Consider the following 25,893-nt stretch of genomic DNA (forward strand, 5'->3'; position numbering starts at 1 on the left):
AAAACGACAGGTGTGTAGAAAACATGCTAAAAGAAGATTCCATAATTTTGATAATCGATGACGAGCCCGATATAATCGAATTACTGGAAATTTTTCTTGAAAATTTCAAGACAATATCATCCTCTTCTCCGATAGAGGGACTTAAGCTCGCAAAAACAGAACATCCTGATCTAATTATACTTGATGTGATGATGCCTCAGATGAATGGTTATGAGTTGTGCAGGGAAATTAAGCAAAATTCCTCTACAAAAAACATCCCTGTTTTTATGTACTCGGCACTTTTTGATAGTTCTGACATTAAAAAAGGATTGCAGGCCGGTGCAGACGAGTACCTGAAAAAACCAATCCATCCCTGTGAACTTGAAACAAAGGTGCAGGAGACTTTGCTTAAAAAAAAAGCATTTGAATGTAGAGGTCCTATCGATGGACCCATACTACAAAGGTAATACAGTTAGATTAAATCCAATTCAACTGCATCATCCAGATAGTACTCAAACAATTTTTCACCCCATTTGATGGCAGTTTCATCATAACTGAAAAGGTCTGTTGTAGTATCATATGTAACTCCATCATTCTTGTACAAACCCAGAGAAAGACATTTATCAGTGACAGTAAACCCGAGATTTATATCATTATCGACCATGAATACCTGAAAATTGGGCAATTTTTGAAGCTGGTGAATTTCCTCAATGTAGGGTTGTTGTCTTAATTCTTCAACCACACTTTTTGTGCCTATTAATTTTACAGGGATGCCTTCCTGTATTCTGTTCCCAAGAATCTCAGCATGTCCCAAACTCATAATCGCAGTTACTCCATATATATGACCTGCTTTTTTGATCATATCCAGAAAGTGGTGGTATACATTGAAAATTTCCACATTCGTATCACTGACGATTTTCGAATCATAAAGACTACCTATAGACTCGAGTAGGGGTTGTGGTATAGCCTCCATGTAATGGGACTGCCAGAATTCTTTATGTTCCAATACAGTACCCATGGTCATGACAGAATCTGCAACTCTAGAGGCTACAATTTTACCCAGAGGTGTTAGCCTGTATTCATGTTCCACACTTTCAATCAACTTGTTGGATTCAAGAATTCTTATCTTTGGCAGCAAGGCCTGTGAAGTACTTCCTGTCACTTCACGCAGTCTGGCCAGTGTGTTATTCTCCTCATAGAGCGACAAAAGCATTTGTGCCTGCAATCTTGATCTATAGATAGCCTGCACTTCCTTTTGTACATCCTCATATATATCGAGTATATCCATCCGATCTCACTCTCTCTTGAAGAAAGTGGCATTTAATCTATTTAATAATTTCATATTAGATAATTTTGGATATTGCATCCGCTTTTCATAGACAAATCCAAAAAAAAAGAATATGGCAAACCAAAAGCGGCCTTTGTATATCTACATTCAATTTTTATCCAGGTCCAGGATAGAATATATTGTTTCCACATCCAGGGATTCTTCCATTAACTGTGCCAATTCTTCGTAAGGGTCATCTTCGAGGTCTTCCTCATTGTACTTGATTCCCCTTTTCTCCAGCAGATAGGATACAAAGGCTTTCCTTATGTTGGCATTGGAAAACAAACCATGTAGATAGGTTCCCACTACCATTCCGCTTTCATCCACACAACCATCGTCACCAAATACAGGGGCAGTTGAACCAGTATCTCCCATGTGGATTTCATAACCACCTATGGTTTCACCTTCTATTGAATCAAAAAGAGGGCTTGCCCTGTTTACTTTCTTGGTTACCTGAACGGTTTTTTTCTTATATGCATCAAATATGGTATGGATATCCAGCAGGCCAAGTCCTTCATATGTAGCATCTGCTTCCCCTTCAATCGCTGCATCTTCTATTTGTTTACCCAGCATCTGGTAGCCGCCACAAATACCCAGGATCGGTACCTTCCCGTACAGGGATTTTATCTTTTCAGCCATGCCGCTATCAAGCAAATCCTGCAAATCACTTATGGTGTTCTTGGTACCGGGAATTATCACGGCATCAGGAGTGCCTAATTTATCATCCAGATCCACGTAGTGTATATTTACAAGGCGTTCCAGGGGTTCAAAATCTGTAAAATTGGATATTCTGGGAAGCCGGATCACAGCCACATCGACATCATACATTCCTGATGGAGATGACTTGTCCCCGATGGATACCGAATCCTCGGAAGGAATTCCGAGTTTTGAATAGGGCATAACTCCCAGTACAGGAATGCCTGTTATCTGTTCCAGCTCTTCTACACCAGCCTGAAGTATGGTGGGATCTCCCCTGAATTTATTAATTATCATTCCCCTGACATTTTGCCTGACATCTTCAGGCAGAAGCTGGATAGTACCATAAAGACTTGCAAAGACTCCGCCTCTTTCGATGTCCCCGACAAGTATTATTGGCGCATTGGTGATCCTTGCAGTACCCAGGTTTACAATATCTCTTTCATAAAGATTTATTTCAGCTGCTCCGCCTGCACCTTCCATGACGATTACTTCATAATCGTTTCCCAGTGTTTCAAGGGCCTGACGAAGTACACCATGAGTTTCCTCTATTGAATCGTAGTAGGCACCTGCGCTTTTGTCGGCATAAGGTTTGCCCATAAGTATGACCTGTGAAACCCTGTCACCTTTTGGTTTCAAAAGCACGGGATTCATCTCAGCTGTGGGTTCAACACCTGCAGCCATTGCCTGTATTGCCTGTGCGATTCCTATTTCCTTGCCATCCGTTGTGATCCACGAATTCAAGCTCATGTTCTGTGCCTTAAACGGGGCAACCCTGTAGTTGCGGGAAAATATCCTGCAAAGTCCGGTGACTATCGCACTCTTGCCTACGTGCGATGCTGTACCCAGAACAAGTACACTTTTGGGAATACCATCTCTTTCCATTTACAACAACCTTTTATGTAGCTAGTGATATTGTATAGGTACAATATCCAATCAATTCCAATAAACTTTACTTGGGAGAACAATGTCTGAGCTACTACATATAAGCGGCGGGCCTACGAAACCCGAAATAATAGCTGTATCATTATCTAAACTTGACTTGAGTGAAGGATGCACCTTTTATGATATAGGATGTGGTACAGGTGCAGTTTCCATTGCTGCATCAAAGATGGCAAGAAATATAAAATTCACTGCCATTGATGCACGTCAGGAAGCCATTGAAGTTGCAGAAAAGAATTTCGAAAATTTCGGACTCGATAGTGTAAAGCTCATACACGGTGAATCATCGGAAATTCTAGAACAACTTCCTCCCGAAGAAAAAATTGATTGTGCCTTTGTAGGCGGTACAAAGAATATTGATGCTATTCTCAAATCTCTGGTAAAACATAAAGCAGGAAGCATCATCGTCAATGCAGTAAGGATTGAGACTGTGGTTTCTGTAATGAACCAAATGAAAGAACTTGGAATTTTTGACACTATTACTAATATATCAATATCAAGAGGATATTCAATTACCGGGGAAACTATGTTTAAACCAGAAAATCCCGTGTATATGATATCCGGAAAATACAGTAACATTCAAGGTGATAAAAAATGTTGATAGGAGTAGGACTTGGACCGGGTGACCCGGATCTTCTCACGCTTAAAGCTGTAAATGCACTTAAAGATAGTGACAAGGTATATGTGCCTGGCAAAATGGCAGAGGAACTGGTAAAACCATATACTGATTCGGAAATACTGGAATTTCCGATGTTGCGTGATTATGATGTACTAAATGAAATATGGAAAAAGAATGCTGACATCATTGCCAATGAAGCAAGAAATGGAACAGTTGTATTCGGTCTGATCGGCGATCCTAACTTTTTCTCAACATTTACACATTTAAAGAGAGTCATGCATAAATACTATCCGGACGTTGAAACTGCAACAGTGCCCGGTATTAGTTCAATTACTTCTTTTGCCTCACGTACCGATTCCGAAATCGATTCATCTTTTGAGGTATCTGATGGCTCTGACAAAAAATCAAAGATTGTACTGAAAGCAAAACATACACAGGGCATCATCCGCAACCTGAAAGAAGAAGGATATGAGGATTTCATATTTGCAGAAAGACTGTTCCTGGACCGGGAAAGGATTATTAAAGGTAAAGAAAACATTCCGGAGAAAGGCAACTATTTCAGTATTATCTACGCCGAAAAGGGAGAGAAATAACATGGATGACAAAATTGCTTTTGTCGGCGCCGGTCCGGGAAACGCCAAATTGATCACCGTACTTGGCAAGGAAAAACTGGAAGAAGCTGATCTTGTGGTATATGCCGGTTCACTGGTAAATCCTGAAGTGCTTGAATATTCAAAAGGTAAAAAGGTAGACAGCTATGGAATGACCCTTGAAGAGACTACCAAAGTGATGGTGGATGCAATAAATGAAGGCAAGAAAGTTGTCCGGCTGCACAGTGGAGATCCCTCCCTTTATGGTTCTATCATAGAACAGATGGAAGAGCTGAAAGAATATGATGTTGAAGTCGAAAGAGTGCCGGGAGTATCCTCCGTGTTTGCAGTTGCTTCAGCTCTTAACACCCAGCTGACATTAAACGGTGTTTCCGATTCGCTCATAATAACCCGTCCCGCAGGCAAAACACTTGGGGAAGATAAAATTCCTGCTCTTTCCAGACATGGTGAAACGATGGCAATCTTTTTGGGGACCCAGAAGATTGAGCAGATCATGGAAAAACTGGAATGTCCTTCAGGCACTCCGGTTGCTGTAATTTACCATGCATCCTGGGATGATGAACAGGTAATCTACGGAAATGTGGAAACAATTGCCCAAAAGGTCAAAGAAGCGGGAATCCAGCGCTCTGCCATGATTCTTATCGGAGGTGTGGTGGATCCGAAAAATTACAGGAGGTCACACCTATACGGAGTACACCAGCCACCGCTGTAATAACCTTCAATCGCAATATGGATATGGCCCGCCAAATAGCAGAACATGTGGGAGCGGACCTGCTTATCTATAGCAAAAACATATTCAAGGAAGCCTTTGAAAAATATGACCGGATAATTGCTGTTTTTGCTACAGGTATAGTTGTGCGGGATATCGCTCCTCTCCTTAAAGATAAGTGGACCGATCCGGCTGTTGTGGTGGTGGATTCGAATCTCAATTTTGCAATCCCTATCATGGGGGGACATCATGGAGGCAATGAACTGGTCCGAAAGATTGCTGAAATTGGTGCGACACCCGTAATTACAACAGCAACTGAAGTCCATAATCGCAACTCTGTCGAGGGTATCGCCAAAAATATGGGATGCGATATCGTGAACAAGGAATCCACAAAGGATGTAAATTGTGCACTGCTGGATCGGGATGTCGAGGTTTTGAAAATAAAGGGACCAAAAATTGTGATCGTGGATAGTGATGTGTCCGTACTCAAAAGAAAACAGGAAGACACATGATAATAGGAATCGGTGCCCGCAGGGGAATCCACGAGGAAGAAGTTCTTGAAGCCATTTCAAAGGCACTGGAAACAACAAATCTCAGAATGGAAGATATCAAAGCACTGGCCTCAGCCGAACTTAAAAAAGATGAACAGGGACTTAAAAGTGCAGCTGAAACTATGGGCGTACCAATTCACTTCCTGTCCCCCTCCAGGATTAATGAAATTGATGTACCTTCTAAATCCAGGGCATCAAGATTTGGCCTCAAAGGTGTGGCAGAACCCTGTGCACTTGCACTTTCTACTAACCGAAATCTGATAATGAAAAAGAAAGTATATGGAAGGATTACAATTGCAATCGCAGACTGACAAAAAAGGAAAACTCTATGTAATCGGAATTGGACCCGGCTCGGTGGAACAACTAACCATTGCATCCAGGGATGCTATCCTGAATTCTGATTACATAATTGGTAATGGCACATATCTTGATCAGGTCAAGGAACTCCTCAATGATCAGGAAATCATCAGGAGTCATATGGGAAAAGAAGTTGACCGTGCCAAAAAGGCAGTTGAACTTGCCGCGGACAATGTTGTCTCAATGGTAAGCGGTGGTGATGCCAATGTATATGGCATGGCCGGTCTTGTGCTGGAAGTTGCCGAACATCATGAACTGGATGTGAATATAGAGGTCCTGCCTGGCGTTACCGCCATCACAGCAGGAGCAAGTGTACTGGGTGCACCCATTGTCAATGATTTTGCAGTGGTAAGCCTCAGTGACCTGTTAACTCCATGGGAACGTATTGAAAAAAGGCTAAGGGCTGCTTCTGAGGCGGATTTTATCATATCTCTCTACAATCCGAAGAGCAGACAACGTAATTCCAACTTCAGAAAAGCCATTGAAATAATACAAAAAACAAGGGATGGATCTTCTCCTGTGGGTCTTGTGAAGAATGCACTGCGCGGAGATTCCCAGGAAATGAAGGTAACCACCCTTGGTAAAGTTCTGGATTATGACGACTGGGTGGATATGAGGACCATGATATTGATCACAACCCCTGAATCCTGTATATGGGGCATGAATGGCATGGAAAAGATAATAACACCCAGGGGGTATCAGAGGAAATATGACTACTGAGGAACAAAACGGTCAGGAACTTGACAACCTTGTGGAAATCACAATGGAAGCAGAACCTGAACTCGTGGAAATGTGCAGGGATATGGGTGCCCAGACAGAAGAAGCAAAAGCCATTTACATGACCAGCAGGCGTATTGCCAGCAAACTGGTTGGGGATGATTCTCCCCAGGGACGTGTCAGGCAGAGGTGCATGATATCCACAGGCGATCCTGAAGTTGCCGAAATAATGCGCTTCAAGAATGATCCAATAAAAGCAGGGGTAGAAGCTATCAAAAACGGTGCTCCCATTTTTGTCGATATCAATATGGTAAAAGCCGGTGTTACCAAGAAGGGCCATGATTGTCCGGTAATCTGTGTCCTTGATGAGGACAAGGATGCACAAATCGCTCACAAATATGGCATTACAAGAACAGCAGCCGGATTTTTGAATTGTCGTGACAGGCTTGAAGGAGCAATCGTAGCCATAGGAAACGCTCCTTCAGCTGCATTTGCAGTATGCCGCATGATTGACCATGGGATAAAACCTGCTCTTGTGATTGGAACGCCTGTAGGATTTGTCAATTCCGCTGAATCCAAGGAAGAGGTTCGCAAACGGGATATTCCTTCAATAACCTGTGTAGGCACAAGGGGCGGGACGCCTATAGCTGTAGCCTGTGTCAATGAAATTGTGGCTATCAAAAGAGATGAAGAAACCTGTGACTGATCAGAAGGTCACAAAAGGGTTGATGCTGAGCATCCAGATACCTGCGATAATCAGCACCAATCCAGCTCCTTTTTTTATATAATTCTGATATTTTGCAACATTGCCATAATTACCCGTAAAATGGGCGGAATAGGCAACCAATAACATCGGTATCGCAAAGCCCAGGGAATAAATGGAAAGCATCGCTGCTCCGTAGTATATATTCCCTTCAACAGCTATCCTGGTGAGCACTGCGCCGAGAATCGGGCCGATACAGGGAAGCCACACAACCCCAAGAGACAGGCCCAGGAGCAATCCGCCGCTTACTCTCCGATTTGCGCTGGCAGGTACAGGGATTTTTGAAAAGATATTGAATATTTCCACATTGCTGACCATAATGATACCAAAAACAATAATGACAGCAGCAGCCAAGATATTCAGGTAGGTCAGGTAATCGCGCAGAGCATAACCAAATGCAGAAGTTACAATTCCCATCGAGACAAAGGATATGCACAATCCTATAACAATGGCAAGGGGTCTGAAACGACCCCGGCCTGTGGATGAAGCAAACAGGGCGGGCAGCAGGGGAAAGACGCAGGGAGAAGCAATGCTAACAATACCTGCAACAAAGATCGCAATGGGAGTTATGGTATCAGTAATCATTTGTATACTGCTTTTATATCATGATGTATTGTTCTGTCTGTAGGCGATCGCATTGTCCAGTGCCTGCCTGAGGATATCACCCTCCGTCAATCCCACATAACGTGTGGATCTCCGGTCAAAAGAAACATTGCCATCAGGTCCCATGAACAGATACCTGTCATCCTTGATTCCGGCAATGACACTCATGTCGGGTATTGAATACACTCCGAAGAACGAGGCTGCATCACGCTCTTCATTAATGTTGACCATGATCACAGAGGCCTCACCCTCATAATCATCTGCAATAATATCCAGAATAATATCCTGGTCCCTACAGGGGTCACATGTCGGTGAACCGAACTTGATGAGCACAGGTTCCTCTTCCAATAAGGTGTTCAGTTGCTCGATATCTTTAGTGTTCGATTCCTGTACAATAGTTTCCTGTTGCTGGTTAACTTCAGGAGTTGTGCAGCCAGCAGCCATAAATGCCAGTAACATCACAATCAGCACAAATCCATACATAATTCTGTTACCTGCTATCATCCATTAAGAGAGTGGTACATTAAAATATAAGTGTTATGCATGGTATCCCCAAATTTATACAAAACCCGGATGTAAAAAAATCAGGCATTTTTGAGTTTCCACTTCAACAGCACCCCATCCTCCATCTTTTCGGCACTTATAAGAGAACATGTTGGCATGTCGGCTTCATCAAATCCATCACCGTCGATAAGAGTAGGAGCAGTTGACCCTCCTATTATGAGATTTCCTATAAAAGAATATATTTCATCCACAAGCCCGTTTTTGACAAGTCCCCAGTTGAGGCCTGCACCACCTTCAACCATAAGCCTGTGTATGCCCATTTCATCAAGTATGGATAACAATTCAGGAAGATCCACCTGATCTCCGCCAGCCATTATGACCATAGCCTTTTTTCTCAGTGATTCGACCCTGTCAAAAGCTGCACTTTCAGAAACTGCAATTATTATTTTGCCAGCACCCTTCCTGAATATGTCAGCATCTGTTGGTATACGTGCTTTGCTGTCTAGCACGATTCGTACGGGATTTTCATCAAGTCCTTTTGCAAGCCTTTTAGATCGCCTTTCATCGGACTTGACAGTAAGACTGGGGTCATCAGCAAGAACAGTTCCAATACCTACCATTACCGCATCAGAACTTGCCCGCAACTCATCCATTCTTTCAAAATCCATGTCTCCTGATATCCTTACCTGACGCCGCTGTCTGGTGGATATTTTCCCGTCAATGGACATTGCAGCATTTATAAATGTAAAGGGAGTGGGCATAAAATCCCTTCAGTTTCAATTATAAGGTTATCTATCAATCAGTGCTTTCATAAGATAACGGTCCCTCAGCAGGCCAATGAATGCACCGTTGCATCCACCACAGGAACCTGATCGACCCTGTTTCTTTTCATCTTAAGAGCACATTCACTAACACTCATATTACTGGATGCCTTGATCAGATCGGTGACCATCACTTCTTTTACAGGCACATCCGGAACTTTTATTCGGGAGACACTATAATATATGCTGAGAGTATCGCGCATGGATTCCCATGTCCACTCGTCATCGTCAGAACCAGCAGACATATCAGACATTTCAAGGGAATCTTCTATGACACTTGCACTGATTATATCACGGTCAGATATTATACCTACCAAATCAAGTTCTGAATTAAGAACCGGAACTGCTTTTATATGTGCAAGTTCCATGTTCTTGGCAACTAAGGGCAAAGGTGTTTCACACCATACCGGACCGATACCTCTTCTGCCCAGATATTTACTTATTGGATCATCGAGTTGCAGAGCGGCCATACTTGCAACAATATCGGCAACTGTTATCATGCCTTCAAGTCTACCGTCAACATCCACAACCGGCAACCTTCTGAAACCATAATCAATCAGGTATTGCGCAGCTTTTTTGATGTTATCTTCGGGTTTTACCTTTATGGGGTCCCGTGTCATAAGTAAAGCAATCTGTTCTTCTTCAGGATTGCTCAGGAGATTACTTCTACTTACGATACCAACCACCCGATTATCTTTGAGCACCGGCACACCGGATACCTTTTTATCTTTCAGGATACTCAGTACTTCATCTCGTGAACCGGGCAGAGTGGCTGCGGCGACATCAGTCACCATGATGTCCTTAATAAGGGTTTTTTCTGGCATTTTTAAATAACCTCAATAAAATCTTTTATTGATTTTTATTCTTCTTCATTTCCCCTTACTACCATAACGGGGACATGTGAGTTGCGGGTGACCTTTTCTGCAACGCTTCCAAGAAGGAATCTGTCAAGTCCACTTTTACCGTGGGTACCCATGACTATAAGGTCAATTCCATCGTTTTCAGCAAAATCAATTATCTCATGACCCGGATGGCCTTCAAGCAACTTTGACTCTATTTTGATATCTTCTCCGGTGTCAGATATCACTTTATCGGTTATTTCCTTCCCTTCCTTTTCAAGAAGTTCATACATCATTTCCCATCCGCCATCCATGGGAATGGAATCAAATGATGCGGTATCCACGACATACGTCATGTATACTCTGGCACCACTGAGCTTTGCCAGTTCAATTCCGTAAGAGACCGCTTTTTTGTTCTCTGTGGAACCATCGGTAGCGATCAGTATCTTTTTGTAGATTTCACTTGCCATGTTTGATCTCTCGAATAAATGAATAGATTAATGGATTATTGATAAAATATCGTCTGGCCTTGCCCGACGAACAAGACCACTTAATACATCCTGTATTCCTTTTAGATTATTTGACGTGCCATCCAATACCATCAGGTTTGCCTTATGCCCTTCCCGCAGAGGGCCTTTTCCCTCCATCTCCAATATTGATGCCCCATTAAGTGTGCACATTTTAAATACTTGTCTATCCTCAAGTCCAAATACCTTTGAAAGGAACTCCATCTCAGAGAACATATTTACAGAATTCAGCATAACATTGTCAGTACCTACGCCCACATTTATACCGGCTTTTAACATTTCAGCAACAGGTGCCATCCCCACTCCTGTAAGGAAATTGGATCTGGGGCAGACAACCACCGGAATAGATGCATCGGCAACGTTTTTGAGGTCTGACTGTACTGCCTGTGTCAGATGGACAAGCATATCCGGCTGCAGGGATAGTGCATCTTTGATATCGTGGCGGGATTTTTCACCGGCATGTATACAAAAAGGACTTCTGGATTTGTGACAGGTGTCTGCAATCTGTGCCAGTAGATTCAAATCCACATCATGTGCACCGCTCATACCTATACCATCGGCATGGGAAAGGAGTAAGGAAACCCCCTCGTGCACAGGCATACTGAACTCCCTGCTGTCGGGTCTTGCAAATATTCTGGAATCAATATCCATATCTTTTAATGCATCCTTCAGTGCCAGCACGCCTCTGGTCCCCCCTTCCCGGAAATCTGCAAAACCAGTGGTTCCGGTGGCAAGCATATCCCTGATGGAAAATTTCATATATTCTACAAGTTCCTTATCAGAAGTTTTTGCAAGGATGCGGTGTTTTAAGCCATCCGGTGGCCTGACCAGACTGTTCAGGTCTCTCTGTATCACAAAATCCTCAGCCGGGCCTATACTGGGATCTTTACAAACCGAGTCCCCGATATGGGTGTGACAGTTGGTAAAACAGGGAGCAATAATATTTTCAGAAGATGTCGGCTCCTCACACACTTCATGTATGATACCATCCCGGATACATACATAACCCTTCACCAAAGACAGATCATCCCCCTAGAGGATGTTTCCATAAATAACCTGTTCGCGGCTCATTGAGGACATAATCCTGTATTCATATGTATTAATAACTAAAAAATTAACGCTGGATATTTCCTATTTAAATTTTGCAGTTACATCCTTTTTTCCTGAGAGCGTTTTTTTGCTCATCGAGGGATGTTATAAGAGTGTCCTGCCTGGATTCTCCTCTCGCAAGGAGAGGGTCAAGGGGACTGTGGTGATTATATCCCCGTTTCTGCATTTCCCTGACAAGGGTTTCATGGCGCAGGTACAGGGCGTGCAATTTACCTTTCCAGCGAAGAGTTTCAGGATGATTGGAATAAGCCTTTTTATTTTTAGTGATAATGGACCAGAGGGCGTGCAATTCCCTGTGTTCTCCAAGCAGATGCTGTCTGCAAAGGTCCGATGGTGGCAAATCCCATATTCTCATGTAATATAGATTGATTTATTCTTATTTGAAATTAACAATCTGTGATTCAGGCATCCAAAACAAAAAATATATTTAACAATGATGTAACTTACTGAATCTTCAATTACAATCATTAATTCATATCAGGTTAGATACGATGAAAATCAGCAGACCAAGAGGAACAAGAGATTTCCTTCCTGAGAATACGCGATTGAGACGTTTTGTTGAAAACAGGATGAGAGACGTAGTTTCCAGATGGGGATACAGTGAAATAATCACACCTACTTTTGAAAATCTCGAACTATTCACCCTCAAATCCGGAGAAGGGGTTACAGGGGAGATTTACAATTTTTCTGATAAGGGTGACAGGGAGCTTGCCCTGCGTCCGGAACTCACCGCACCTGTCATGCGTATGTATGTGAACGAAATGCAGGCAACCCCCCGTCCGCTAAAACTTTTCTATTTCGAGAATTGCTTCCGTTATGAGAGGCCCCAAAAGGGACGTTTCAGGGAATTCTGGCAATTTGGAGTTGAGACTATTGGAAGCAGCCGTCCTGACGCTGATGCCGAAGTAATAGCTCTCGCCGAAGAAATGATCGAATCTGTAGGTATCAAAGGGGACCTTCGTGTAGGGCACCTGGGGATTATTCGTCATATACTTCAAGAACTCGAACCGGAGCAACAGACAAAAATCATGAGGCTTGTGGATAAAAAGGACGATACCGGCCTGGATGATTATCTTGAACAAATAAATGCATCAATAGAGCTTCGCAATGAGCTGTTTGAACTTGTAAGTATCACCGGAGATGATGCAATGGAAAAAGCAAGGCAAATTGTGGGGGATATTGAACAACTCCAAATTTTTGAAGAACTGACACAAATCCTGGATGCTTATAATGTGGAATATTCCGTGGACTTTGGTATTGCCAGGGGTCTTGACTATTACACTGGTATGGTTTTTGAGATATATGCCGAAGGTCTCGGTGCCCAGAACCAGATATGTGGAGGTGGCTCCTACCAGTTGATACAGCTTTTCGGTGGAGGGGATGTTCCTTCAACTGGCTTTGGACTCGGGTTTGATCGTATAATGGAGATATGTGAACTTGAACCTGAGCAAAAAAAGGAAGTTGTGCTTGTGGCAACAGATGACACCCGGCTGGATGCAATAGGGATTGCGCGCGAATTACGTCGGGTGGTGCCGGTATATCTCGATATAATGAAACGAAACTTCAAGGGCCAGCTGTCTCACGCCAATAACATCGGTGCCAGGTATGTGGTGATAGTGGGCAAAAGGGAAATGGAGGCTGGCAAGGTTACCCTGAAGGATATGGAATCCGGTGAACAGCACCAGTTGACCGTTGAAGAGGCCAGAGAACATATTATTAAAAGTGGAATGTAACAGCTATTGTAGATTCCATGCATACAGCCGTAATGGCACAAAATATATAACCCATGTGCCTTTAATTAGCACCACTTCGCCACTACAGGGAATCTCCCAACGTTCATACCTGTAACTTTATCGTCACTTTAAATTCAAATCAAAATAATAAGGAGTAATCATAATGGCAAAAATGCACACTCGCAGAAAAGGCCAGGCAGGGTCCACAAAACCCATTCGTACAGAAGTACTCGCATGGTCTTTGCAGGATGCAGAAGAGATTGAAAAGGTGGTTCTTGACTTGTGGAAGCAAGGCAACCCCACCAGTGTCATCGGAATGAAGTTGAGAGATAATTATGGAGTTCCTGATGTCAAACTCGCTACAGGAAAGAAGCTCACTGCAATCCTGAAAGAGAATGAAGTAGCACCTGGTGTTCCTGAAGACCTGTACAATCTTATCGTAAAAGCTATTGGCCTGAGAAAACATGTTGCAGCCAATAACAAAGATGTACATAACAAACGTCCTCTTCAGCTTACTGAATCCAAAATTCGCAGACTGGTTAAATATTATAAGGCAAACAAAGTCCTTCCAGCCGAATGGAAATATAAACCAGAAACCGCAGAAATGCTTATTACTAAGTAAACGGGAATTTGTACAATTCCCATTTTTTAATTTAGTTCTGTTTTTTCCTGTTGTTATATCTTCTATTAATTGTCATTTACTTAAGGCATTGTGACGGCAATCCTCACACAAATCAATAGAAGTATAAATGTGTGCTGCATAATGAATCTTTTAATATCAAAATAACTACATATATAATTAGCATATGTGGATCTGGCAGGTGAAAGTTTTTGGAAAAATTGCGGGCCATTGCAAAAAAGGCATCTGAAAAAATCAGTGAATATTCACGTGTAAGACTCGTATCCCATAATGATGCAGACGGGATTACCGCAGCAGCTGTAATGTGCCATGCCCTGCTGAAAGAAGACATAGTTTTCCATGCAAGCATTGTAAGCAGGCTAGATGAAGATGTTGTGGAAACAGTTAATAACAGCACTGATAATGGTGATCTCGTACTTTTCTGTGACATGGGAAGCGGCCAGCCTGAATTGATTGAAAAAGTCAAAAATAACACCATAATAATAGACCACCACGCACCTTTGGGTGACACAACGGCACAAATAATGGTAAACCCTCATCTTGCAGACATAGATGGTGCTTATTATATGTGTGCCTCAACAACTGCTTATGTTGTCGCAACAGAACTTAATCCCGAAAATAAAGAGCTTGCAGGGCTTGCAATTGCAGGTGCCATAGGGGATAAGCAACTTTTGACAGGGAGAATGGCCTGATCCTGAAAGAAGGAATTGAACATGGCTCTGTTTCCATAAGGAAAGGATTAAAGATCGGAGACGGTGACCTGGCAGAAGTGCTGGAAAAACACCTGAACCCTACCTTGACATAACAGGTGAAAAAGAAAAGATCACAAACTTCCTGAATATTCTGGGTATCAGCGGCCCGATCGAAGAACTTGATGAAAACCAGATGAAAAAACTTACTTCTGCCGTGGCACTTAAACTGACAAAAACAGCCAGTCCTGAAGCAATTGATGCCAGTATCGGTGAAGTCTGCATTCTCAACCACGAGACCATACCGAATGTCTATGACATGGTAACTCTTCTCAATTGCTGTGGCAAACTTGAGCGTGGAGGCCTTGCCCTTACTGCCTGTCTGAGAGATGAAAAGGCTGCAGAAGAAGGCTGGATACTTGCGGAACAATACCAGCAAGTTTTGATGGGGCAAATCAAAAAGGCAGAGAAGCAGATTCAAAAACGGCAGCATCTCAGGTACATTCAGGGGGAAGACATGGAAGCCACCGGCATGATCGCAGGTGTTGTCATCAGGTACATTCACCCTGATCTGCCCTTCATTGCCCTGAACAAAGTTGATGATGTTGTTAAAATTTCAGGAAGAGGAACCCGCAAACTTGTAGACAGCGGCCTGGATCTTGCAGTTGCCTTAAGAGAGGCAGCTTCAGGGGTTGGAGGTAACGGAGGGGGCATAACATAGCATCCGGTGCGGCCATTCCTCCGGGAAGTGAAGAAGAGTTCCTGAAAGCCCTTGATACCATTATAGCAAAACAGCTGGGAAACAATGCAGATGAAAATTAAAAGTACACTTTACCTGGCTGCCGGTCAAAGGGGCAAAACAATTATCGAATCATTAAGACCGGACAATCTTGAGAATATGGAAAGTAAAACCCTCTGCGATGAAAATTCCATAACTTTGAAGACAGAAAAACTTTCTTCCCTGATATCTGTTACGGACGATCTCCTTATGAATGCCAAAATTGCCGAAGACCTGGATTTCAGTGGGGCAAAAAATGATTAATTCATTCGAAGATTTAGGGGAGCAAATAAATTCGTGTACTGCATGCCAGCTCCATGAATCCGCAACCCACAAAGTAATAATGAAGGGTGGGAAAATCCAAAAGTACTTTTCATAGGTGAAGCCCCCGGCAAGAATGAGGATGCAAGCGGAATACCTTTCTGTGGCAGGGCCGGCAAGATTTTGGATGACATGATAGAAGATATGGATATTCAGCAGAACGATTGGGCGGTGATCAATACTGTCAAATGCAGACCTCCTGATAACCGCAGGCCCCGTAAAGGAGAACTTGCCACCTGTCGGGCTTTTTTTGAAAGGCAAATCGAAATGCTTGATCCAGATGTGATTATTCTGCTCGGAAATACTGCTGAGGAAGCTTTTTTGGGAAACAGGCAACTTCAATGGGGTGAATGCAGGGAAATAGATGGGAAAAATGTGGTGAAATTTTATCATCCTGCAGCCCTCATCTATACTAAAAGTCGCCAGCCTGAACAGCAAGAGTTTATAGAAAAAAACAGTGCATTATGGTAAGTCCATTCTTTCTTCCAACATGCTGGTTTGTGCCATCAGGTAAAACTTATAATAATTAGTAACAATAACTGAGTCGTTGTAAGGACTTTATTAATCATTATTTAATCATTTCGAGGAAATATAATGGATCTGGAATTCAGGTTAAAAGCTGCCTTCAAAACCAGCGGGGACCCCGCACCCGCCGTAGATGCTATTCAGGAGTTTCTTGAGGGAGAAGCCCCAAAGGTACTCGCCAAAGGAGCACCAGAAGGGGAAGAAGCAAAAATTAAGAGCTGGAATGTAAAAGATAACCGGATAGACCTTGAGATAGTCTCCGGCCGGTATGTCCGATCCCATGATGCAATTATCAGGCTGCGTAAACCTCTGCCGGCAAAATTGGAAAGGAATACCATCTGGGCATCCGGGGTATTGATGTTGATGAGTTTGTCATTAAAATGGCTTCTGAAAAATCAGTCGGTGATCTGAAGATACCACATGTCAGTTCAATGGATTATGACGGAGAATACATCACAATCAATCTGGATGTCGGACAGGCAGAACTTGAAAACCGTGTTCCTGACAGAATACTTACCCTTATGGAGGACAAGATAAGGGAAAAGGTCTATGGTGGCAAGACAGAACACTGGAACCTTCTATGGCAGAGTGAAAAAAAAGGCACATCCATTTGAGAAGGATCCTACCCAGGAAATGCTAGAAAAAGGGTGGATCAAAAGAGGAGCCAGCAGAGGGCAGTGGATTCACGGGCCGCAGTCCACGAAATTGTTCCGCACTTTTGAAAAGATAGTTCTCGAGGAACTTCTCGAACCCCTGGGATACCAGGAAATGATTTTCCCGAAACTTGTTCCCTGGGATGTATGGCAGAAGTCCGGGCATGCCAAAGGAGTCTATCCCGAAATCTACTATGTATGCCCCCCGAAGACCCGCGATCCGGAATACTGGGAAGAGGTCGCTGACCATTACAAGGTTACAAAAGAAGTACCTATAGAACTGATCAAGGAAAAGATAGGTGATCCTATAGGTGGCCTGTGCTATGCCCAGTGTCCTCCCTTCTGGATGTATTTACAGGGCGAAACCATACCAACAGACTCGTTCCCCCTGAAAGTCTTTGACCGCTCCGGGACATCCCACAGGTACGAAAGTGGTGGCATCCACGGCATGGAACGTGTTGATGAATTCCATCGTATCGAGATTGTCTGGCTGGGTACAAAGGAACAGGTAGTCAAAGCCTCAGAAGAGCTCCACGAACGCTATATGCATATCTTCAATGAAATCCTGGATATTGAATGGAGAAAAGCCTGGGTCACACCATGGTTCATGGCACAGGAGGGGCTTGCAGGTGTATCGGATGAGCAAAGTGCCGGTACTACAGACTATGAGGCACCCCTGCCATACAGGGGAGAGGACGGCGAATGGCTTGAGTTCCAGAACGTGAGTGTCAACGGGGATAAATATCCTTCCGGTTTTAATGTGAAAAGTCAGTCGGGAGAGGAACTCTGGTCCGGATGTTCGGGTGTTGGGCTGGAAAGGTGGACCTCGGCTTTCCTTGCACAGAAAGGCTTGGATCCGGAAAACTGGCCGGTAGAATTCCGTAAGCGTTTTGGAGAAATGCCTGAAGGAATAAGGTTCTTCTAAACTGGATAACCGATTTGTTTATATATGGACATGTCTAGTATAGAGGGCCACTAATAGCCTATACTATAGAATTTATTAATTACATTAATCATCGACAGAGAAATATCACACTAACACTGGAGGAAATTTATTGGCAAGAAAAGTACAGAGAAAACTGGATAAATGGAAGAACAAAACCTGGTATAATATTGAGACTCCTGGATTCTTTGGCAGGACCATTATTGGTACCACCACTACTGATGAAAGTGATAAACTGGTTGGAAGAAGGATTGAAACCACTGTAGGGGACATTACTAATGATTTCTCAAAACAGAACATCAAACTGCGTCTGGCCATCGACAGCGTAACAGGCGACACTGCAAACACTATTTTTATTGGTCATGAGATCACTACAGATTATCTGCGTTCCATTGTTAAACGCCAGACATCCCGTATAGACAACAACCTTGAGGTAACAACCAAGGACGGACGGAAGCTTCGCATCAAGCCCATTGCATTTACTGTAAAGAGGGCAAGAAGCAGCCAGATAAGAGCAATCCGGGAAATTATGGCAAAAATCGTCCTTGAAAGAGCTGCAGAACTTGACTTTGAACACATTGTCGAGGAAATCGTAACCGGTAAACTTGCAGCCAATATTTACAGGAATGCAAAAACCATCTATCCAATCAGAAGGGTAGAAATACGCAAGACAGAAGTTCTTCCTGTAAAGGCTAATGCTTCCGCAGCAGCCTGAAATTTGAAAAATAAAAAAGTAGCCTTTCACTTATGAGTGAAATAGGCTACTACCCTCTTTTCTTTTACATCATCTATCCTGCAGAACCCAAAGCGCTCAAACTGCACAACTTTATCTATCTCATTTGCAATTTGTAATTCTCCCAATCCTGTGAATCTACCTTCAGGAGACAGAACTTCCACTTCCAGATTGTCCTCAGCTACCCACTGGACGATAGGTGGGCGTTTTTCCCTGACCTCATCCATTGAATCACCAATATGTTTTGCCTGGAGAGGTTGGGTCGATACAATTTCAATGTTATACAGGTCCTTGAGTCTTAATAGAGACCCGGAAGATAGTTCTTTTGCATCTTCGCCACTAATATAAACAAGATTATCCACTTCTATACTCCTGTTTCCCATATTTTCCACGGGATGCAGAGGTGGGGTGGCAACAGTGTGTTTTCCGTCTATAATCTCAACCTTTTGAGGGTCGGGGACGAAGAAGAAACGCTTTGACTTTGAGTCAATGAGTTTACGGTTTTCAGAATAAAGGGAATCCATGCTTATACTCACATCGGTTTCCCCAACACCCATGTCTACCATAAATTTACGCAGGGCCTCTGGTTTGATGCCACGTCTGCGAATTGCCTTTATTGTTGGAAGCCGTGGGTCATCCCAGCCTGTGTATTCGCCCTCTTCTATAGATTTCCTGAGTGCACTGGTGCTGAATTTACCGAATTCATGCATTTTAATGCGACCCCAGTGAGTGGTCTTTGGATATTCCCAGCCCAAGTAATCATAGATATACTTCTGACGCTTTTCACTGTCCATCAGGTCTTTGCCCCTGATGATATGGGTCATGCCAAGTTCATGGTCCTCGATTGCTCCTTCAAAGTCAAGAAGGGGCCATACTACGTATTTATCACCCACTTCCGGGCGGGGATGTGTAGCTTTTACTATCCTGAAAGCACCGAAATCCCGCAGTGCAGGGTCCTTATGGTCGATATCTGTCTTGATACGCAATACAGCAGATTTTTCTTCATACTCACCCTCAATCATCTTGTGCCAGTATTCCAGATTCTCGGCAGGTTCCCTGTCACGATCAGGACACGGAGTACATGAATCTTTATACTTCTTGAAATCAGCCCCGTCACAGAAACATACATAAGCGTGTCCCATTTCGATAAGCTTGCGTGCATACTCGTAGTAAAGGGTTATTCTGTCTGATGCCTTTACCACCCTGTCCGGTTCGATACCCAGCCACTGACAGTCATCAAGATACCATTCATAGGCTTCAAGTAGCGGACGTTTGGTCTGGGGATCGGTATCGTCAAAACGTATTATGAAATCCCCGCCATACATTTTGACATATTCGGAATTGATTACCATACCTCTTGCACTACCCAGGGTAGCGGGCCCGTTGGGATTTGGCGCAAAACGCATAACAACCTTTTCTCCTTCTGCCACATCAAGGGGCTTGAGACCTTTTTCAGGTTCCTTCTTCGTATTGAGTTCTTCAATAAGTTCAGGTGCGACTTCCTCAAGTCTCTGCTGCCATACATCCGGGTTGCCTTCTGCAACCTGGTTTATAACTTTCTGTACTTCTGCCGTAACGTCTTTGGCCTTGGGACGCAGGTGGGGACACTGTCCCATTACGCGACCCATGACAGCGCCAACCTGGGGAGGTTGTCCGTATTTTACAGCATTTTGCAATGCAAATTTCTCAATCGTTTTTATATCTTCATCCTCTAATGTCATCTGGCTGACCTCTATAAAATTAAAAACTGATGCAAATACAATTAAATTGAATTTCTTATCTGCTGGATATGAGATGCTTTTGCAATGATGTCGGATATTTGTCCGTCAAAATCTTCAAGGAATTTTTCCGTATTCTCACCGGCAACTGCTCCGTGTGATGAAGGCCTGATGAGATGTTCCTGTTCAAGTACTCGCAATGAATATCTTACTTTATGGGTTGGCATGCCGGTTTCATCCGAAAGTTTAAGGATACCGATCGGCCCTTCCTCAATAACCTTCCTGAGAACGATAAGATGTCTTTCAGTTAATTCAAGTTCCCTGTAAATTTGATCAAAAAGCATTATGATACCTCATTGGATAATGTGCCTATACCCTCAATGGTTACGTCTACGGAATCACCGGAATTAAGTTCACCCACACCCGGAGGGGTACCAGTGGCAATTACATCTCCCTTTTCAAGGGTCATTACGGAGGATATGAACTCTATCAGAAAATCAACATCGAATATCAATCTGGAAATCGATGAATTCTGTCTGGTCGTGCCATTAACACTGCACTTAATGTTTGCTGCAGAAGCATTGAATTCTTCCACAGGAGTTATGAATGGGCCAATCGGGGAAAAAGTATCAAAACCCTTTGCCCTGGTCCACTGCCCGTCCTTTTGCTGAAGATCACGGGCTGTTAGATCATTAAAACATGTGTATCCTTCGATGACACTTTGTGCCTTTTCAGCATGAATACCGTGGCATTGCTGTCCTATGACAACAGCAAGTTCTGCTTCATAATCAACACGATTGCTGCAGGAAGGATAGATTATTTTTGCACCATGGCCAATTACAGAAGATGGGGGTTTCATGAAAATTATTGGTTCATCCGGGATGTCCATATCCAGCTCTTTGGCGTGATCAATATAATTCAATCCCACACAGATAATTTTGGAAGGACTTGAAGGCGCAAGTATATCAAGTGAATTAACATCATAAACATCTCCCCCGAGGGATATTACTCTTTCATCCTGCACATTACCCTCAAATATCTCAGTACCGTGTTTGAATTTTCCGATCATGTTATCCACTTGCTAATAATAAAGAGATGCATTGTCCCAGCAGACAAATTATGAAGATATGATATAAATATAAATCCTTTTTCTTATCAATTCCGGCAAATGAGCGCCGGTTTGCCAGAGTATAACCAATAAGGAAAACTTATTTGACTGTTTGGAAAGAATACTTTATTGGGGAGTGGATATGAACGATCATTACTGCACAGAAGAAATAAACCATGTACTCAGGTATGTGAATAATATCCCGATTTCGGGTAGATATCGGACCGAACTGGTACGATGGATAAATACCTATCTTGATGAAGAAAATGTCGAAAAAAGCCTTACAAATAAAAAGGATACATTTGACATGTCGGTAAAACAGGCAGCGCAAAGGGATCTTGAACTAACCATCCTTTTTGCCAAAAAAAGAAGACAGGACCAATTCAGGAATAATTTTCCTGGAAGGGGAATTGCTTTTTCTGTTTAACCTGCTCTATGAAAAGGTGAAGGCACAAAAACTTGCTGCCTGATAATTAAAAACGGCACTTGCGACCTGAAGAATCACGTTCATAATGTCCGAATTCAGATCCTTCAAGTTCACCGCCATTGAATACAGGGCCGTCCCTGCAGACACGCAGGCCTTCGGGGTCCATACTGCAGGCTCCGCATACTCCGATACCGCATTTGAAATACCGGTGCAGGCTGAACTCTGTCTTTACGTGAACATTGCGTGCTTTCAAAATTTCAAAGACCTTATACATCATAATCTCCGGGCCACACACATATATCCTGTTAATATTGGAGGTATCCGTTTCTGTCAGCTGGTCGGTCACAAAGCCGCTTCTGCCTTCGGAACCGTCATCTGTGGTAATATCAACCCTGCCACAGGCAAAGCGTTCCCTGAATAAAATTTCATCACAGCATCTGGCACCCAGAATTGCGTGGGCTTCAATTCCTCTCATCTTTACAATATCTGCAAGGGGAGCAATCGGTGCGGCACCTACACCTCCTGCAATGAAAAGTACATTTTCACCATTTCTGGGAATGGTGAAACCTCTGCCAAAAGGACCCCTGAGTCCCATATGGTCACCGATTCCAAGTTCGAACATACGGGATGTTGCATCCCCTACTTTCTGGACGGTAATGGAATTCTTGCCGGATAGGGTCATAGGGACCTCATCGGTTCCATGTACCCAGACCATTACGAATTGGCCGGGAATTGCTTCGTCGAATTGTGTGTCAAAGAAAAAAGTACGCACATTGGGTGATTCTTCGACAATTTCGGTGATTTTTGAATGAATGGGACGCATCAGATCATCTCGTGTGATAGGCCTGCTATATCTTCAGCTTTTGAATAACCATACTTTTGCAGGTATGTATCAATACCTTTGCTTATTTTTTCAAAAATTTGTGTATCGTCATGTACTGCAGATCCGATCTCAACAGCACTTGCGCCAGCCAGCATCATTTCAATTGCGTCTTCCCAGCAGGTAATACCTCCCACACCGATCACGGGTACATCAAGCACTTCATACAGGTCATAAACACATTTTACAGCCACCGGCTTTACTGCAGGACCGGATAGTCCTCCAAAACGGTTGCCGAGTATCGGATACCCGGAATGGATATCAATGGCCATGCCTCGCACAGTATTGATAGCAACGATTGCCGATGCACCTGCGGATTCTGCTGCCCTGCCAATGGAAGTAATATCCGTGACATTGGGTGTGAGTTTCACCCATACGGGCACATCCACAGCATCAACTACCGAAGTTGTGATTTCATGTACAAGATCAGGATCAGTTCCCACCGATGCACCATAACCTTCAGCATGGGGACAGCTGACATTAAGTTCAAAGCAATCAGGCTTTGAGGAAAGCAACCTTTTCGCAACTTCAGTAAATTCTGCAGCGTTCCCGCCGAATATGCTGGCAATTAACGGTGCATCCGTTTTGCTTTTCGCAATTCCAATTTCCTCACAGAAACCCAAGTAGGAAGGATTGGGAAGTCCCATCGCGTTAATATATCCACATTCCAGCTCCACCATTGAAGGGTTATTATGGCCTTTCTTGGGAACCGGGCCAATTGATTTGGTTACCACTGCACCGGCACCGTTGCGGCCCATTCTTGCAAGGGCTGCTCCCGTGGTTCCCATTATGCCTGAAGCCAGGATTGTCGGATTTTTGAGTTCTATACCTGCTACCTTCATGGATGATCAATTGTTTTTGGGAGATAACTGGGAAACGGCTTCTTTAACCAGCTCTTTTCCACCCATCTCAACAAGTCTCTTACCCAATTTTTCAGCATGCTCGCGATAATTATCCACAGGGATCGTCTCGTCCAGACGGATGTCCCGTTTCCCGTCAAGGGATAATATCTCGGCACGTATGTGTATCCTGTTGCCATTGTCCACAAATTCTGCAAATGAACCAACCGGTACAATACATCCGCCTTCCACATCCCTGATCACCAGTCTCTCGACCTCTGTAGCGATGCGGGATTCGGTATGATCGATCTGAGAGCAGAGTAATTCCGCTTCCCCGCCTGCCAGGGTAACCACGGCAATGGTTCCCTGGTTGGCCGAGGGACAGAAACCATCGGCGTCCAGCCTGTGACATTCGATGTCCCAGCCCATGCGTTGCAAACCCGCTTCTGCCAGTATAATTGCATCATACATGCCGGATTCAAGTTTTTTAAGACGGGTATTTATATTACCACGCAGGTCCTGGACATCCAGATCCGGACGGTAGCGCAAAAACTGGGCCCGCCTGCGCATGGATGTTGTCCCCACAATTGCTCCCTCGAGCAATTCGTCAAGGGTTGAACCATCATTCGTGAGAAGTACGTCATGAGGAGAATCACGTTCGATCACTGCTGCGATGGAAAGTTCTCTGGGTCTTTCAGTGGGCAGGTCCTTCATTGAATGGACTGCAATATCAATCTCCCCGGAAAGCATCCGGTCATCCAGTTCCCGCACAAAGGCACCAACACCCTCTACCTCATGGAGCGGGCGGTCAGTGAAGGTATCACCGCTTGTCTTTATGATCTTGCGTGTAGTGGGGAAACCCCGGCTATCCAGGAGGCCCCCAACGGTCTTTGCCTGTGCAAGAGCCAGGTCACTTCCCCTTGTACCAATTATCAAACCAACACATCCTATTAAAGGCAGGACTCATAAGCTTCAAAGGTCGCTTCCAGATCATCTTCGGTATGTGCCATAGAGAGGAAATTCGTCTCAAACTGGGAAGGGGGGATAAAAATTCCCTGGTCCAGCATTTTATGGAAGAAATTAAAATAGCCTTCCTTGTCACATTTGAGTACATCCTGATAATTTGTTGGCATATCCCCAAAGAAGATCTTGAACATGGAACCCACACCTGAAACACTGTAATCCAGTCCTTTATCAGTGACCATCTCGGAAAGTCTGCTGCGCACATTTCGACCCATACTATTGAGTTTCCCATGAGCATTTTCCTTCTCAAGCACATCAAGTACTGCATGTCCTGCAGCAACAGATGCCGGATGACCACTAAAAGTCCCTGCCTGGTATACCGAACCGGAAGGTGCTATCATTTCGATGATATCTTTCCTGCCTCCGAAAACCCCTATGGGCATTCCTCCGCCGATAATTTTGCCCAGCGTTGTCAGATCAGGTGTCACACCATAATATTCCTGTGCACCGCCCATTGCAAGTCTGAAGCCGGTTATGACTTCATCGAATATGAGGAGAGTATCATATTCCTTTGTAAGTTTCCTGATCTCTTCCAGATAACCTTCCTGCGGCAATACCGGCCCGACATTACCCATTACCGGCTCCATGATGACAGCTGCTATATCATCGCTTGATTCAAGTAGTTCTGTCATGGTCTCGATATCATTATAGGGTGCCTGAAGAGTATGTTTGGTGAAATCCTGTGGTACACCCAGAGAGTCGGGTTTACCTAATGTGGAAGCACCTGAGCCAGCTTTGACAAGTACTGAATCGTGAGCACCGTGGAAACCGCCTTCTATTTTTACAAATTTGTTCTTTCCTGTATAACCACGTGCTGCCCGCAGGGCACTCATTGTGGCCTCGGTACCTGTGGATACAAAACGAAGCATATCGATGCCTGGATATGCGGCTGCAATCCTTTCGGCCAGTTTGAACTCGGACTCTGTGGGGGTTCCATAGAGCCATCCCTTTTCAAGTTGATCACTTATTGCTTTCTTGACCACGGGATTTGCATGACCCAGCATATTGGGGCCGTAACCGAGGCAGTAATCGATGTATTCATTACCGTCAACATCTGTAATACGGCATCCGGAAGCTTTCTCGGTGTAGAAAGGATAGGGTTTGATTGCTCGTACCGGACTGCTAACACCACCAGGGAGATATTCCCTGGCCTTTTCAAACATTGCTTTTGATTTTTCCAGATTGACCATGTAATCACACCAATAAAT

The 25,893-nt window shown here is 43.8% G+C and carries 33 protein-coding genes and 1 pseudogene; 18 read left to right on the plus strand and 16 right to left on the minus strand.

The features are described from left to right. Positions 1 to 23: 23 nt before the first annotated feature. Positions 24 to 446, plus strand: coding sequence for a response regulator (locus C9889_RS08535; RefSeq protein ID WP_129598721.1), 423 nt, complete (start codon positions 24 to 26; stop codon positions 444 to 446). A 5-nt stretch (positions 447 to 451) separates the two neighbouring features. On the opposite strand, the gene C9889_RS08540 is transcribed toward C9889_RS08535, so the two are convergent. Together C9889_RS08540 and C9889_RS08545 are read right to left on the minus strand one after the other, a co-directional pair. Continuing rightward, the gene (locus tag C9889_RS08540) at positions 452 to 1,267 is read right to left on the minus strand and encodes a helix-turn-helix transcriptional regulator (RefSeq protein ID WP_129598724.1); all 816 of its coding nucleotides are present in this window, start codon (positions 1,265 to 1,267) and stop codon (positions 452 to 454) included. A 147-nt stretch (positions 1,268 to 1,414) separates the two neighbouring features. After that, complete coding sequence (locus tag C9889_RS08545) at positions 1,415 to 2,887, minus strand: cobyric acid synthase (RefSeq protein ID WP_129598727.1); 1,473 nt, start codon at positions 2,885 to 2,887, stop codon at positions 1,415 to 1,417. An 82-nt stretch (positions 2,888 to 2,969) separates the two neighbouring features. Here C9889_RS08545 and cbiT point away from each other — a divergent pair, with 82 nt between their 5' ends. The 7 genes from cbiT to C9889_RS08580 are packed head-to-tail and all read left to right on the plus strand — an operon-like array spanning position 2,970 to position 7,214. Next, entirely contained in the window at positions 2,970 to 3,545 is a 576-nt protein-coding gene (gene cbiT / locus C9889_RS08550; protein WP_129598730.1) for a precorrin-6Y C5,15-methyltransferase (decarboxylating) subunit CbiT, read from the plus strand. Continuing rightward, positions 3,539 to 4,156, plus strand: a complete 618-nt coding sequence (locus tag C9889_RS08555; RefSeq protein WP_129598733.1) for a cobalt-factor II C(20)-methyltransferase — start codon at positions 3,539 to 3,541, stop codon at positions 4,154 to 4,156. The genes cbiT and C9889_RS08555 overlap by 7 nt, the downstream gene beginning before the upstream one ends. Position 4,157: 1 nt before the next feature. After that, entirely contained in the window at positions 4,158 to 4,886 is a 729-nt protein-coding gene (locus tag C9889_RS08560) for a cobalt-precorrin-4/precorrin-4 C(11)-methyltransferase (RefSeq protein WP_129598736.1), read from the plus strand. Positions 4,887 to 4,909: 23 nt separating this feature from the next. Next, the gene (locus tag C9889_RS08565; protein ID WP_225420049.1) at positions 4,910 to 5,395 is read left to right on the plus strand and encodes a cobalamin biosynthesis protein CbiG; all 486 of its coding nucleotides are present in this window, start codon (positions 4,910 to 4,912) and stop codon (positions 5,393 to 5,395) included. Next, positions 5,392 to 5,745, plus strand: coding sequence for a cobalamin biosynthesis protein (locus tag C9889_RS08570; protein WP_129598742.1), 354 nt, complete (start codon positions 5,392 to 5,394; stop codon positions 5,743 to 5,745). The genes C9889_RS08565 and C9889_RS08570 overlap by 4 nt, the downstream gene beginning before the upstream one ends. Next, a complete protein-coding gene (gene cobJ, locus C9889_RS08575) occupies positions 5,714 to 6,511 on the plus strand; it encodes a precorrin-3B C(17)-methyltransferase (RefSeq protein ID WP_129598745.1) in 798 nt (265 codons plus the stop codon). Before C9889_RS08570 ends, cobJ begins: the two co-directional genes overlap by 32 nt. Continuing rightward, positions 6,501 to 7,214: a precorrin-8X methylmutase gene (locus C9889_RS08580; protein WP_129598748.1), complete on the plus strand. Its 714-nt coding sequence runs from the start codon at positions 6,501 to 6,503 to the stop codon at positions 7,212 to 7,214. The genes cobJ and C9889_RS08580 overlap by 11 nt, the downstream gene beginning before the upstream one ends. Here the strand turns inward: C9889_RS08580 and C9889_RS08585 are convergent, their stop codons facing one another. The 7 genes from C9889_RS08585 to C9889_RS08615 form a co-directional block, all read right to left on the minus strand. Continuing rightward, positions 7,215 to 7,856: a cytochrome c biogenesis CcdA family protein gene (locus C9889_RS08585; protein ID WP_129598751.1), complete on the minus strand. Its 642-nt coding sequence runs from the start codon at positions 7,854 to 7,856 to the stop codon at positions 7,215 to 7,217. Positions 7,857 to 7,874: 18 nt separating this feature from the next. Beyond that, the gene (locus C9889_RS08590; RefSeq protein WP_129598754.1) at positions 7,875 to 8,378 is read right to left on the minus strand and encodes a thioredoxin family protein; all 504 of its coding nucleotides are present in this window, start codon (positions 8,376 to 8,378) and stop codon (positions 7,875 to 7,877) included. A gap of 80 nt (positions 8,379 to 8,458) precedes the next feature. Then, the gene (locus tag C9889_RS08595; protein ID WP_129598757.1) at positions 8,459 to 9,139 is read right to left on the minus strand and encodes a 2,5-diamino-6-(ribosylamino)-4(3H)-pyrimidinone 5'-phosphate reductase; all 681 of its coding nucleotides are present in this window, start codon (positions 9,137 to 9,139) and stop codon (positions 8,459 to 8,461) included. A 65-nt stretch (positions 9,140 to 9,204) separates the two neighbouring features. Further along, the gene (locus tag C9889_RS08600; protein ID WP_394342237.1) at positions 9,205 to 10,023 is read right to left on the minus strand and encodes a CBS domain-containing protein; all 819 of its coding nucleotides are present in this window, start codon (positions 10,021 to 10,023) and stop codon (positions 9,205 to 9,207) included. A gap of 35 nt (positions 10,024 to 10,058) precedes the next feature. Then, complete coding sequence (locus C9889_RS08605) at positions 10,059 to 10,508, minus strand: universal stress protein (RefSeq protein ID WP_129598759.1); 450 nt, start codon at positions 10,506 to 10,508, stop codon at positions 10,059 to 10,061. A gap of 27 nt (positions 10,509 to 10,535) precedes the next feature. Then, on the minus strand, positions 10,536 to 11,579 hold the full coding sequence (locus C9889_RS08610) for an amidohydrolase family protein (RefSeq protein ID WP_318531567.1): 1,044 nt from the start codon (positions 11,577 to 11,579) through the stop codon (positions 10,536 to 10,538). Positions 11,580 to 11,700: 121 nt separating this feature from the next. Further along, entirely contained in the window at positions 11,701 to 12,030 is a 330-nt protein-coding gene (locus tag C9889_RS08615) for a pyrimidine dimer DNA glycosylase/endonuclease V (RefSeq protein ID WP_129598762.1), read from the minus strand. Between the two features lie 136 nt (positions 12,031 to 12,166). Between C9889_RS08615 and hisS the strand changes: the two genes are divergently transcribed. The 9 genes and pseudogenes from hisS to C9889_RS08650 all read left to right on the plus strand — a co-directional run bounded on the left by hisS (position 12,167) and on the right by C9889_RS08650 (position 18,672). Next, complete coding sequence (hisS, locus tag C9889_RS08620; RefSeq protein ID WP_129598765.1) at positions 12,167 to 13,408, plus strand: histidine--tRNA ligase; 1,242 nt, start codon at positions 12,167 to 12,169, stop codon at positions 13,406 to 13,408. Between the two features lie 163 nt (positions 13,409 to 13,571). Next, the gene (locus C9889_RS08625; RefSeq protein WP_129598769.1) at positions 13,572 to 14,030 is read left to right on the plus strand and encodes a 30S ribosomal protein S15; all 459 of its coding nucleotides are present in this window, start codon (positions 13,572 to 13,574) and stop codon (positions 14,028 to 14,030) included. Between the two features lie 209 nt (positions 14,031 to 14,239). After that, a complete protein-coding gene (locus C9889_RS11325) occupies positions 14,240 to 14,740 on the plus strand; it encodes a DHH family phosphoesterase (protein ID WP_318531568.1) in 501 nt (166 codons plus the stop codon). Between the two features lie 193 nt (positions 14,741 to 14,933). Beyond that, positions 14,934 to 15,458, plus strand: a complete 525-nt coding sequence (locus tag C9889_RS11330; protein ID WP_318531569.1) for a DHHA1 domain-containing protein — start codon at positions 14,934 to 14,936, stop codon at positions 15,456 to 15,458. 90 nt (positions 15,459 to 15,548) lie between these two features. Next, positions 15,549 to 15,779 (plus strand): KEOPS complex subunit Pcc1, encoded by a 231-nt coding sequence (locus tag C9889_RS08635; RefSeq protein WP_129599534.1) that lies wholly within the window; start codon positions 15,549 to 15,551, stop codon positions 15,777 to 15,779. A gap of 111 nt (positions 15,780 to 15,890) precedes the next feature. Continuing rightward, positions 15,891 to 16,307: a uracil-DNA glycosylase gene (locus C9889_RS08640; RefSeq protein ID WP_263854025.1), complete on the plus strand. Its 417-nt coding sequence runs from the start codon at positions 15,891 to 15,893 to the stop codon at positions 16,305 to 16,307. Positions 16,308 to 16,430: 123 nt separating this feature from the next. Next, positions 16,431 to 16,975, plus strand: a pseudogene (locus tag C9889_RS10890) (hypothetical protein). Between the two features lie 19 nt (positions 16,976 to 16,994). After that, positions 16,995 to 17,939: an aminoacyl--tRNA ligase-related protein gene (locus tag C9889_RS10895; RefSeq protein ID WP_263854000.1), complete on the plus strand. Its 945-nt coding sequence runs from the start codon at positions 16,995 to 16,997 to the stop codon at positions 17,937 to 17,939. Between the two features lie 130 nt (positions 17,940 to 18,069). Further along, entirely contained in the window at positions 18,070 to 18,672 is a 603-nt protein-coding gene (locus tag C9889_RS08650) for a 30S ribosomal protein S3ae (RefSeq protein ID WP_129598772.1), read from the plus strand. A 26-nt stretch (positions 18,673 to 18,698) separates the two neighbouring features. Here C9889_RS08650 and C9889_RS08655 read toward each other — a convergent pair whose 3' ends face one another. From C9889_RS08655 to C9889_RS08665, 3 genes are read right to left on the minus strand one after another with little or no spacing between them, the layout of a single operon-like run. After that, positions 18,699 to 20,411 (minus strand): glutamate--tRNA ligase, encoded by a 1,713-nt coding sequence (locus C9889_RS08655; RefSeq protein WP_129598775.1) that lies wholly within the window; start codon positions 20,409 to 20,411, stop codon positions 18,699 to 18,701. Positions 20,412 to 20,452: 41 nt separating this feature from the next. Beyond that, positions 20,453 to 20,752 (minus strand): hypothetical protein, encoded by a 300-nt coding sequence (locus C9889_RS08660; RefSeq protein WP_072360179.1) that lies wholly within the window; start codon positions 20,750 to 20,752, stop codon positions 20,453 to 20,455. Beyond that, positions 20,752 to 21,477, minus strand: a complete 726-nt coding sequence (locus C9889_RS08665) for a fumarylacetoacetate hydrolase family protein (protein WP_129598778.1) — start codon at positions 21,475 to 21,477, stop codon at positions 20,752 to 20,754. Before C9889_RS08665 ends, C9889_RS08660 begins: the two co-directional genes overlap by 1 nt. 181 nt (positions 21,478 to 21,658) lie before the next feature. On the opposite strand from C9889_RS08665, the gene C9889_RS08670 reads away from it, so the two are divergent. Beyond that, positions 21,659 to 21,943, plus strand: a complete 285-nt coding sequence (locus C9889_RS08670) for a hypothetical protein (protein WP_129598781.1) — start codon at positions 21,659 to 21,661, stop codon at positions 21,941 to 21,943. Between the two features lie 46 nt (positions 21,944 to 21,989). Here C9889_RS08670 and C9889_RS08675 read toward each other — a convergent pair whose 3' ends face one another. The 4 genes from C9889_RS08675 to hemL are packed head-to-tail and all read right to left on the minus strand — an operon-like array spanning position 21,990 to position 25,875. Continuing rightward, the gene (locus tag C9889_RS08675; RefSeq protein WP_129598784.1) at positions 21,990 to 22,766 is read right to left on the minus strand and encodes a dihydroorotate dehydrogenase electron transfer subunit; all 777 of its coding nucleotides are present in this window, start codon (positions 22,764 to 22,766) and stop codon (positions 21,990 to 21,992) included. Next, positions 22,766 to 23,665 (minus strand): dihydroorotate dehydrogenase, encoded by a 900-nt coding sequence (locus tag C9889_RS08680; protein WP_129598787.1) that lies wholly within the window; start codon positions 23,663 to 23,665, stop codon positions 22,766 to 22,768. The genes C9889_RS08675 and C9889_RS08680 overlap by 1 nt, the downstream gene beginning before the upstream one ends. Before the next feature lie 6 nt (positions 23,666 to 23,671). Beyond that, the gene (hemC, locus tag C9889_RS08685) at positions 23,672 to 24,598 is read right to left on the minus strand and encodes a hydroxymethylbilane synthase (RefSeq protein WP_129598790.1); all 927 of its coding nucleotides are present in this window, start codon (positions 24,596 to 24,598) and stop codon (positions 23,672 to 23,674) included. Positions 24,599 to 24,612: 14 nt separating this feature from the next. Beyond that, on the minus strand, positions 24,613 to 25,875 hold the full coding sequence (hemL, locus tag C9889_RS08690) for a glutamate-1-semialdehyde 2,1-aminomutase (protein WP_129598793.1): 1,263 nt from the start codon (positions 25,873 to 25,875) through the stop codon (positions 24,613 to 24,615). Positions 25,876 to 25,893 lie beyond the last annotated feature (18 nt).

The organism is Methanohalophilus profundi (assembly GCF_004137855.1).
In the GTDB taxonomy this organism is placed as follows: Archaea; Halobacteriota; Methanosarcinia; order Methanosarcinales; family Methanosarcinaceae; genus Methanohalophilus; species Methanohalophilus profundi.

What these genes read in the sequence shown, in the direction of transcription:
- C9889_RS08535 (WP_129598721.1), top strand. Translation starts at nt 24, where the DNA reads ATGCTAAAAGAAGATTCCATAATTTTGATAATCGATGACGAGCCCGAT.
- C9889_RS08540 (WP_129598724.1), bottom strand. Translation starts at nt 1,267, where the DNA reads ATGGATATACTCGATATATATGAGGATGTACAAAAGGAAGTGCAGGCT.
- C9889_RS08545 (WP_129598727.1), bottom strand. Translation starts at nt 2,887, where the DNA reads ATGGAAAGAGATGGTATTCCCAAAAGTGTACTTGTTCTGGGTACAGCA.
- cbiT (WP_129598730.1), top strand. Translation starts at nt 2,970, where the DNA reads ATGTCTGAGCTACTACATATAAGCGGCGGGCCTACGAAACCCGAAATA.
- C9889_RS08555 (WP_129598733.1), top strand. Translation starts at nt 3,539, where the DNA reads ATGTTGATAGGAGTAGGACTTGGACCGGGTGACCCGGATCTTCTCACG.
- C9889_RS08560 (WP_129598736.1), top strand. Translation starts at nt 4,158, where the DNA reads ATGGATGACAAAATTGCTTTTGTCGGCGCCGGTCCGGGAAACGCCAAA.
- C9889_RS08565 (WP_225420049.1), top strand. Translation starts at nt 4,910, where the DNA reads ATGGCCCGCCAAATAGCAGAACATGTGGGAGCGGACCTGCTTATCTAT.
- C9889_RS08570 (WP_129598742.1), top strand. Translation starts at nt 5,392, where the DNA reads ATGATAATAGGAATCGGTGCCCGCAGGGGAATCCACGAGGAAGAAGTT.
- cobJ (WP_129598745.1), top strand. Translation starts at nt 5,714, where the DNA reads ATGGAAGGATTACAATTGCAATCGCAGACTGACAAAAAAGGAAAACTC.
- C9889_RS08580 (WP_129598748.1), top strand. Translation starts at nt 6,501, where the DNA reads ATGACTACTGAGGAACAAAACGGTCAGGAACTTGACAACCTTGTGGAA.
- C9889_RS08585 (WP_129598751.1), bottom strand. Translation starts at nt 7,856, where the DNA reads ATGATTACTGATACCATAACTCCCATTGCGATCTTTGTTGCAGGTATT.
- C9889_RS08590 (WP_129598754.1), bottom strand. Translation starts at nt 8,378, where the DNA reads ATGATAGCAGGTAACAGAATTATGTATGGATTTGTGCTGATTGTGATG.
- C9889_RS08595 (WP_129598757.1), bottom strand. Translation starts at nt 9,139, where the DNA reads ATGCCCACTCCCTTTACATTTATAAATGCTGCAATGTCCATTGACGGG.
- C9889_RS08600 (WP_394342237.1), bottom strand. Translation starts at nt 10,023, where the DNA reads ATGCCAGAAAAAACCCTTATTAAGGACATCATGGTGACTGATGTCGCC.
- C9889_RS08605 (WP_129598759.1), bottom strand. Translation starts at nt 10,508, where the DNA reads ATGGCAAGTGAAATCTACAAAAAGATACTGATCGCTACCGATGGTTCC.
- C9889_RS08615 (WP_129598762.1), bottom strand. Translation starts at nt 12,030, where the DNA reads ATGAGAATATGGGATTTGCCACCATCGGACCTTTGCAGACAGCATCTG.
- hisS (WP_129598765.1), top strand. Translation starts at nt 12,167, where the DNA reads ATGAAAATCAGCAGACCAAGAGGAACAAGAGATTTCCTTCCTGAGAAT.
- C9889_RS08625 (WP_129598769.1), top strand. Translation starts at nt 13,572, where the DNA reads ATGGCAAAAATGCACACTCGCAGAAAAGGCCAGGCAGGGTCCACAAAA.
- C9889_RS11330 (WP_318531569.1), top strand. Translation starts at nt 14,934, where the DNA reads ATGAAAAAACTTACTTCTGCCGTGGCACTTAAACTGACAAAAACAGCC.
- C9889_RS08635 (WP_129599534.1), top strand. Translation starts at nt 15,549, where the DNA reads ATGAAAATTAAAAGTACACTTTACCTGGCTGCCGGTCAAAGGGGCAAA.
- C9889_RS10895 (WP_263854000.1), top strand. Translation starts at nt 16,995, where the DNA reads ATGCTAGAAAAAGGGTGGATCAAAAGAGGAGCCAGCAGAGGGCAGTGG.
- C9889_RS08655 (WP_129598775.1), bottom strand. Translation starts at nt 20,411, where the DNA reads ATGACATTAGAGGATGAAGATATAAAAACGATTGAGAAATTTGCATTG.
- C9889_RS08660 (WP_072360179.1), bottom strand. Translation starts at nt 20,752, where the DNA reads ATGCTTTTTGATCAAATTTACAGGGAACTTGAATTAACTGAAAGACAT.
- C9889_RS08665 (WP_129598778.1), bottom strand. Translation starts at nt 21,477, where the DNA reads ATGATCGGAAAATTCAAACACGGTACTGAGATATTTGAGGGTAATGTG.
- C9889_RS08670 (WP_129598781.1), top strand. Translation starts at nt 21,659, where the DNA reads ATGAACGATCATTACTGCACAGAAGAAATAAACCATGTACTCAGGTAT.
- C9889_RS08675 (WP_129598784.1), bottom strand. Translation starts at nt 22,766, where the DNA reads ATGCGTCCCATTCATTCAAAAATCACCGAAATTGTCGAAGAATCACCC.
- C9889_RS08680 (WP_129598787.1), bottom strand. Translation starts at nt 23,665, where the DNA reads ATGAAGGTAGCAGGTATAGAACTCAAAAATCCGACAATCCTGGCTTCA.
- hemL (WP_129598793.1), bottom strand. Translation starts at nt 25,875, where the DNA reads ATGGTCAATCTGGAAAAATCAAAAGCAATGTTTGAAAAGGCCAGGGAA.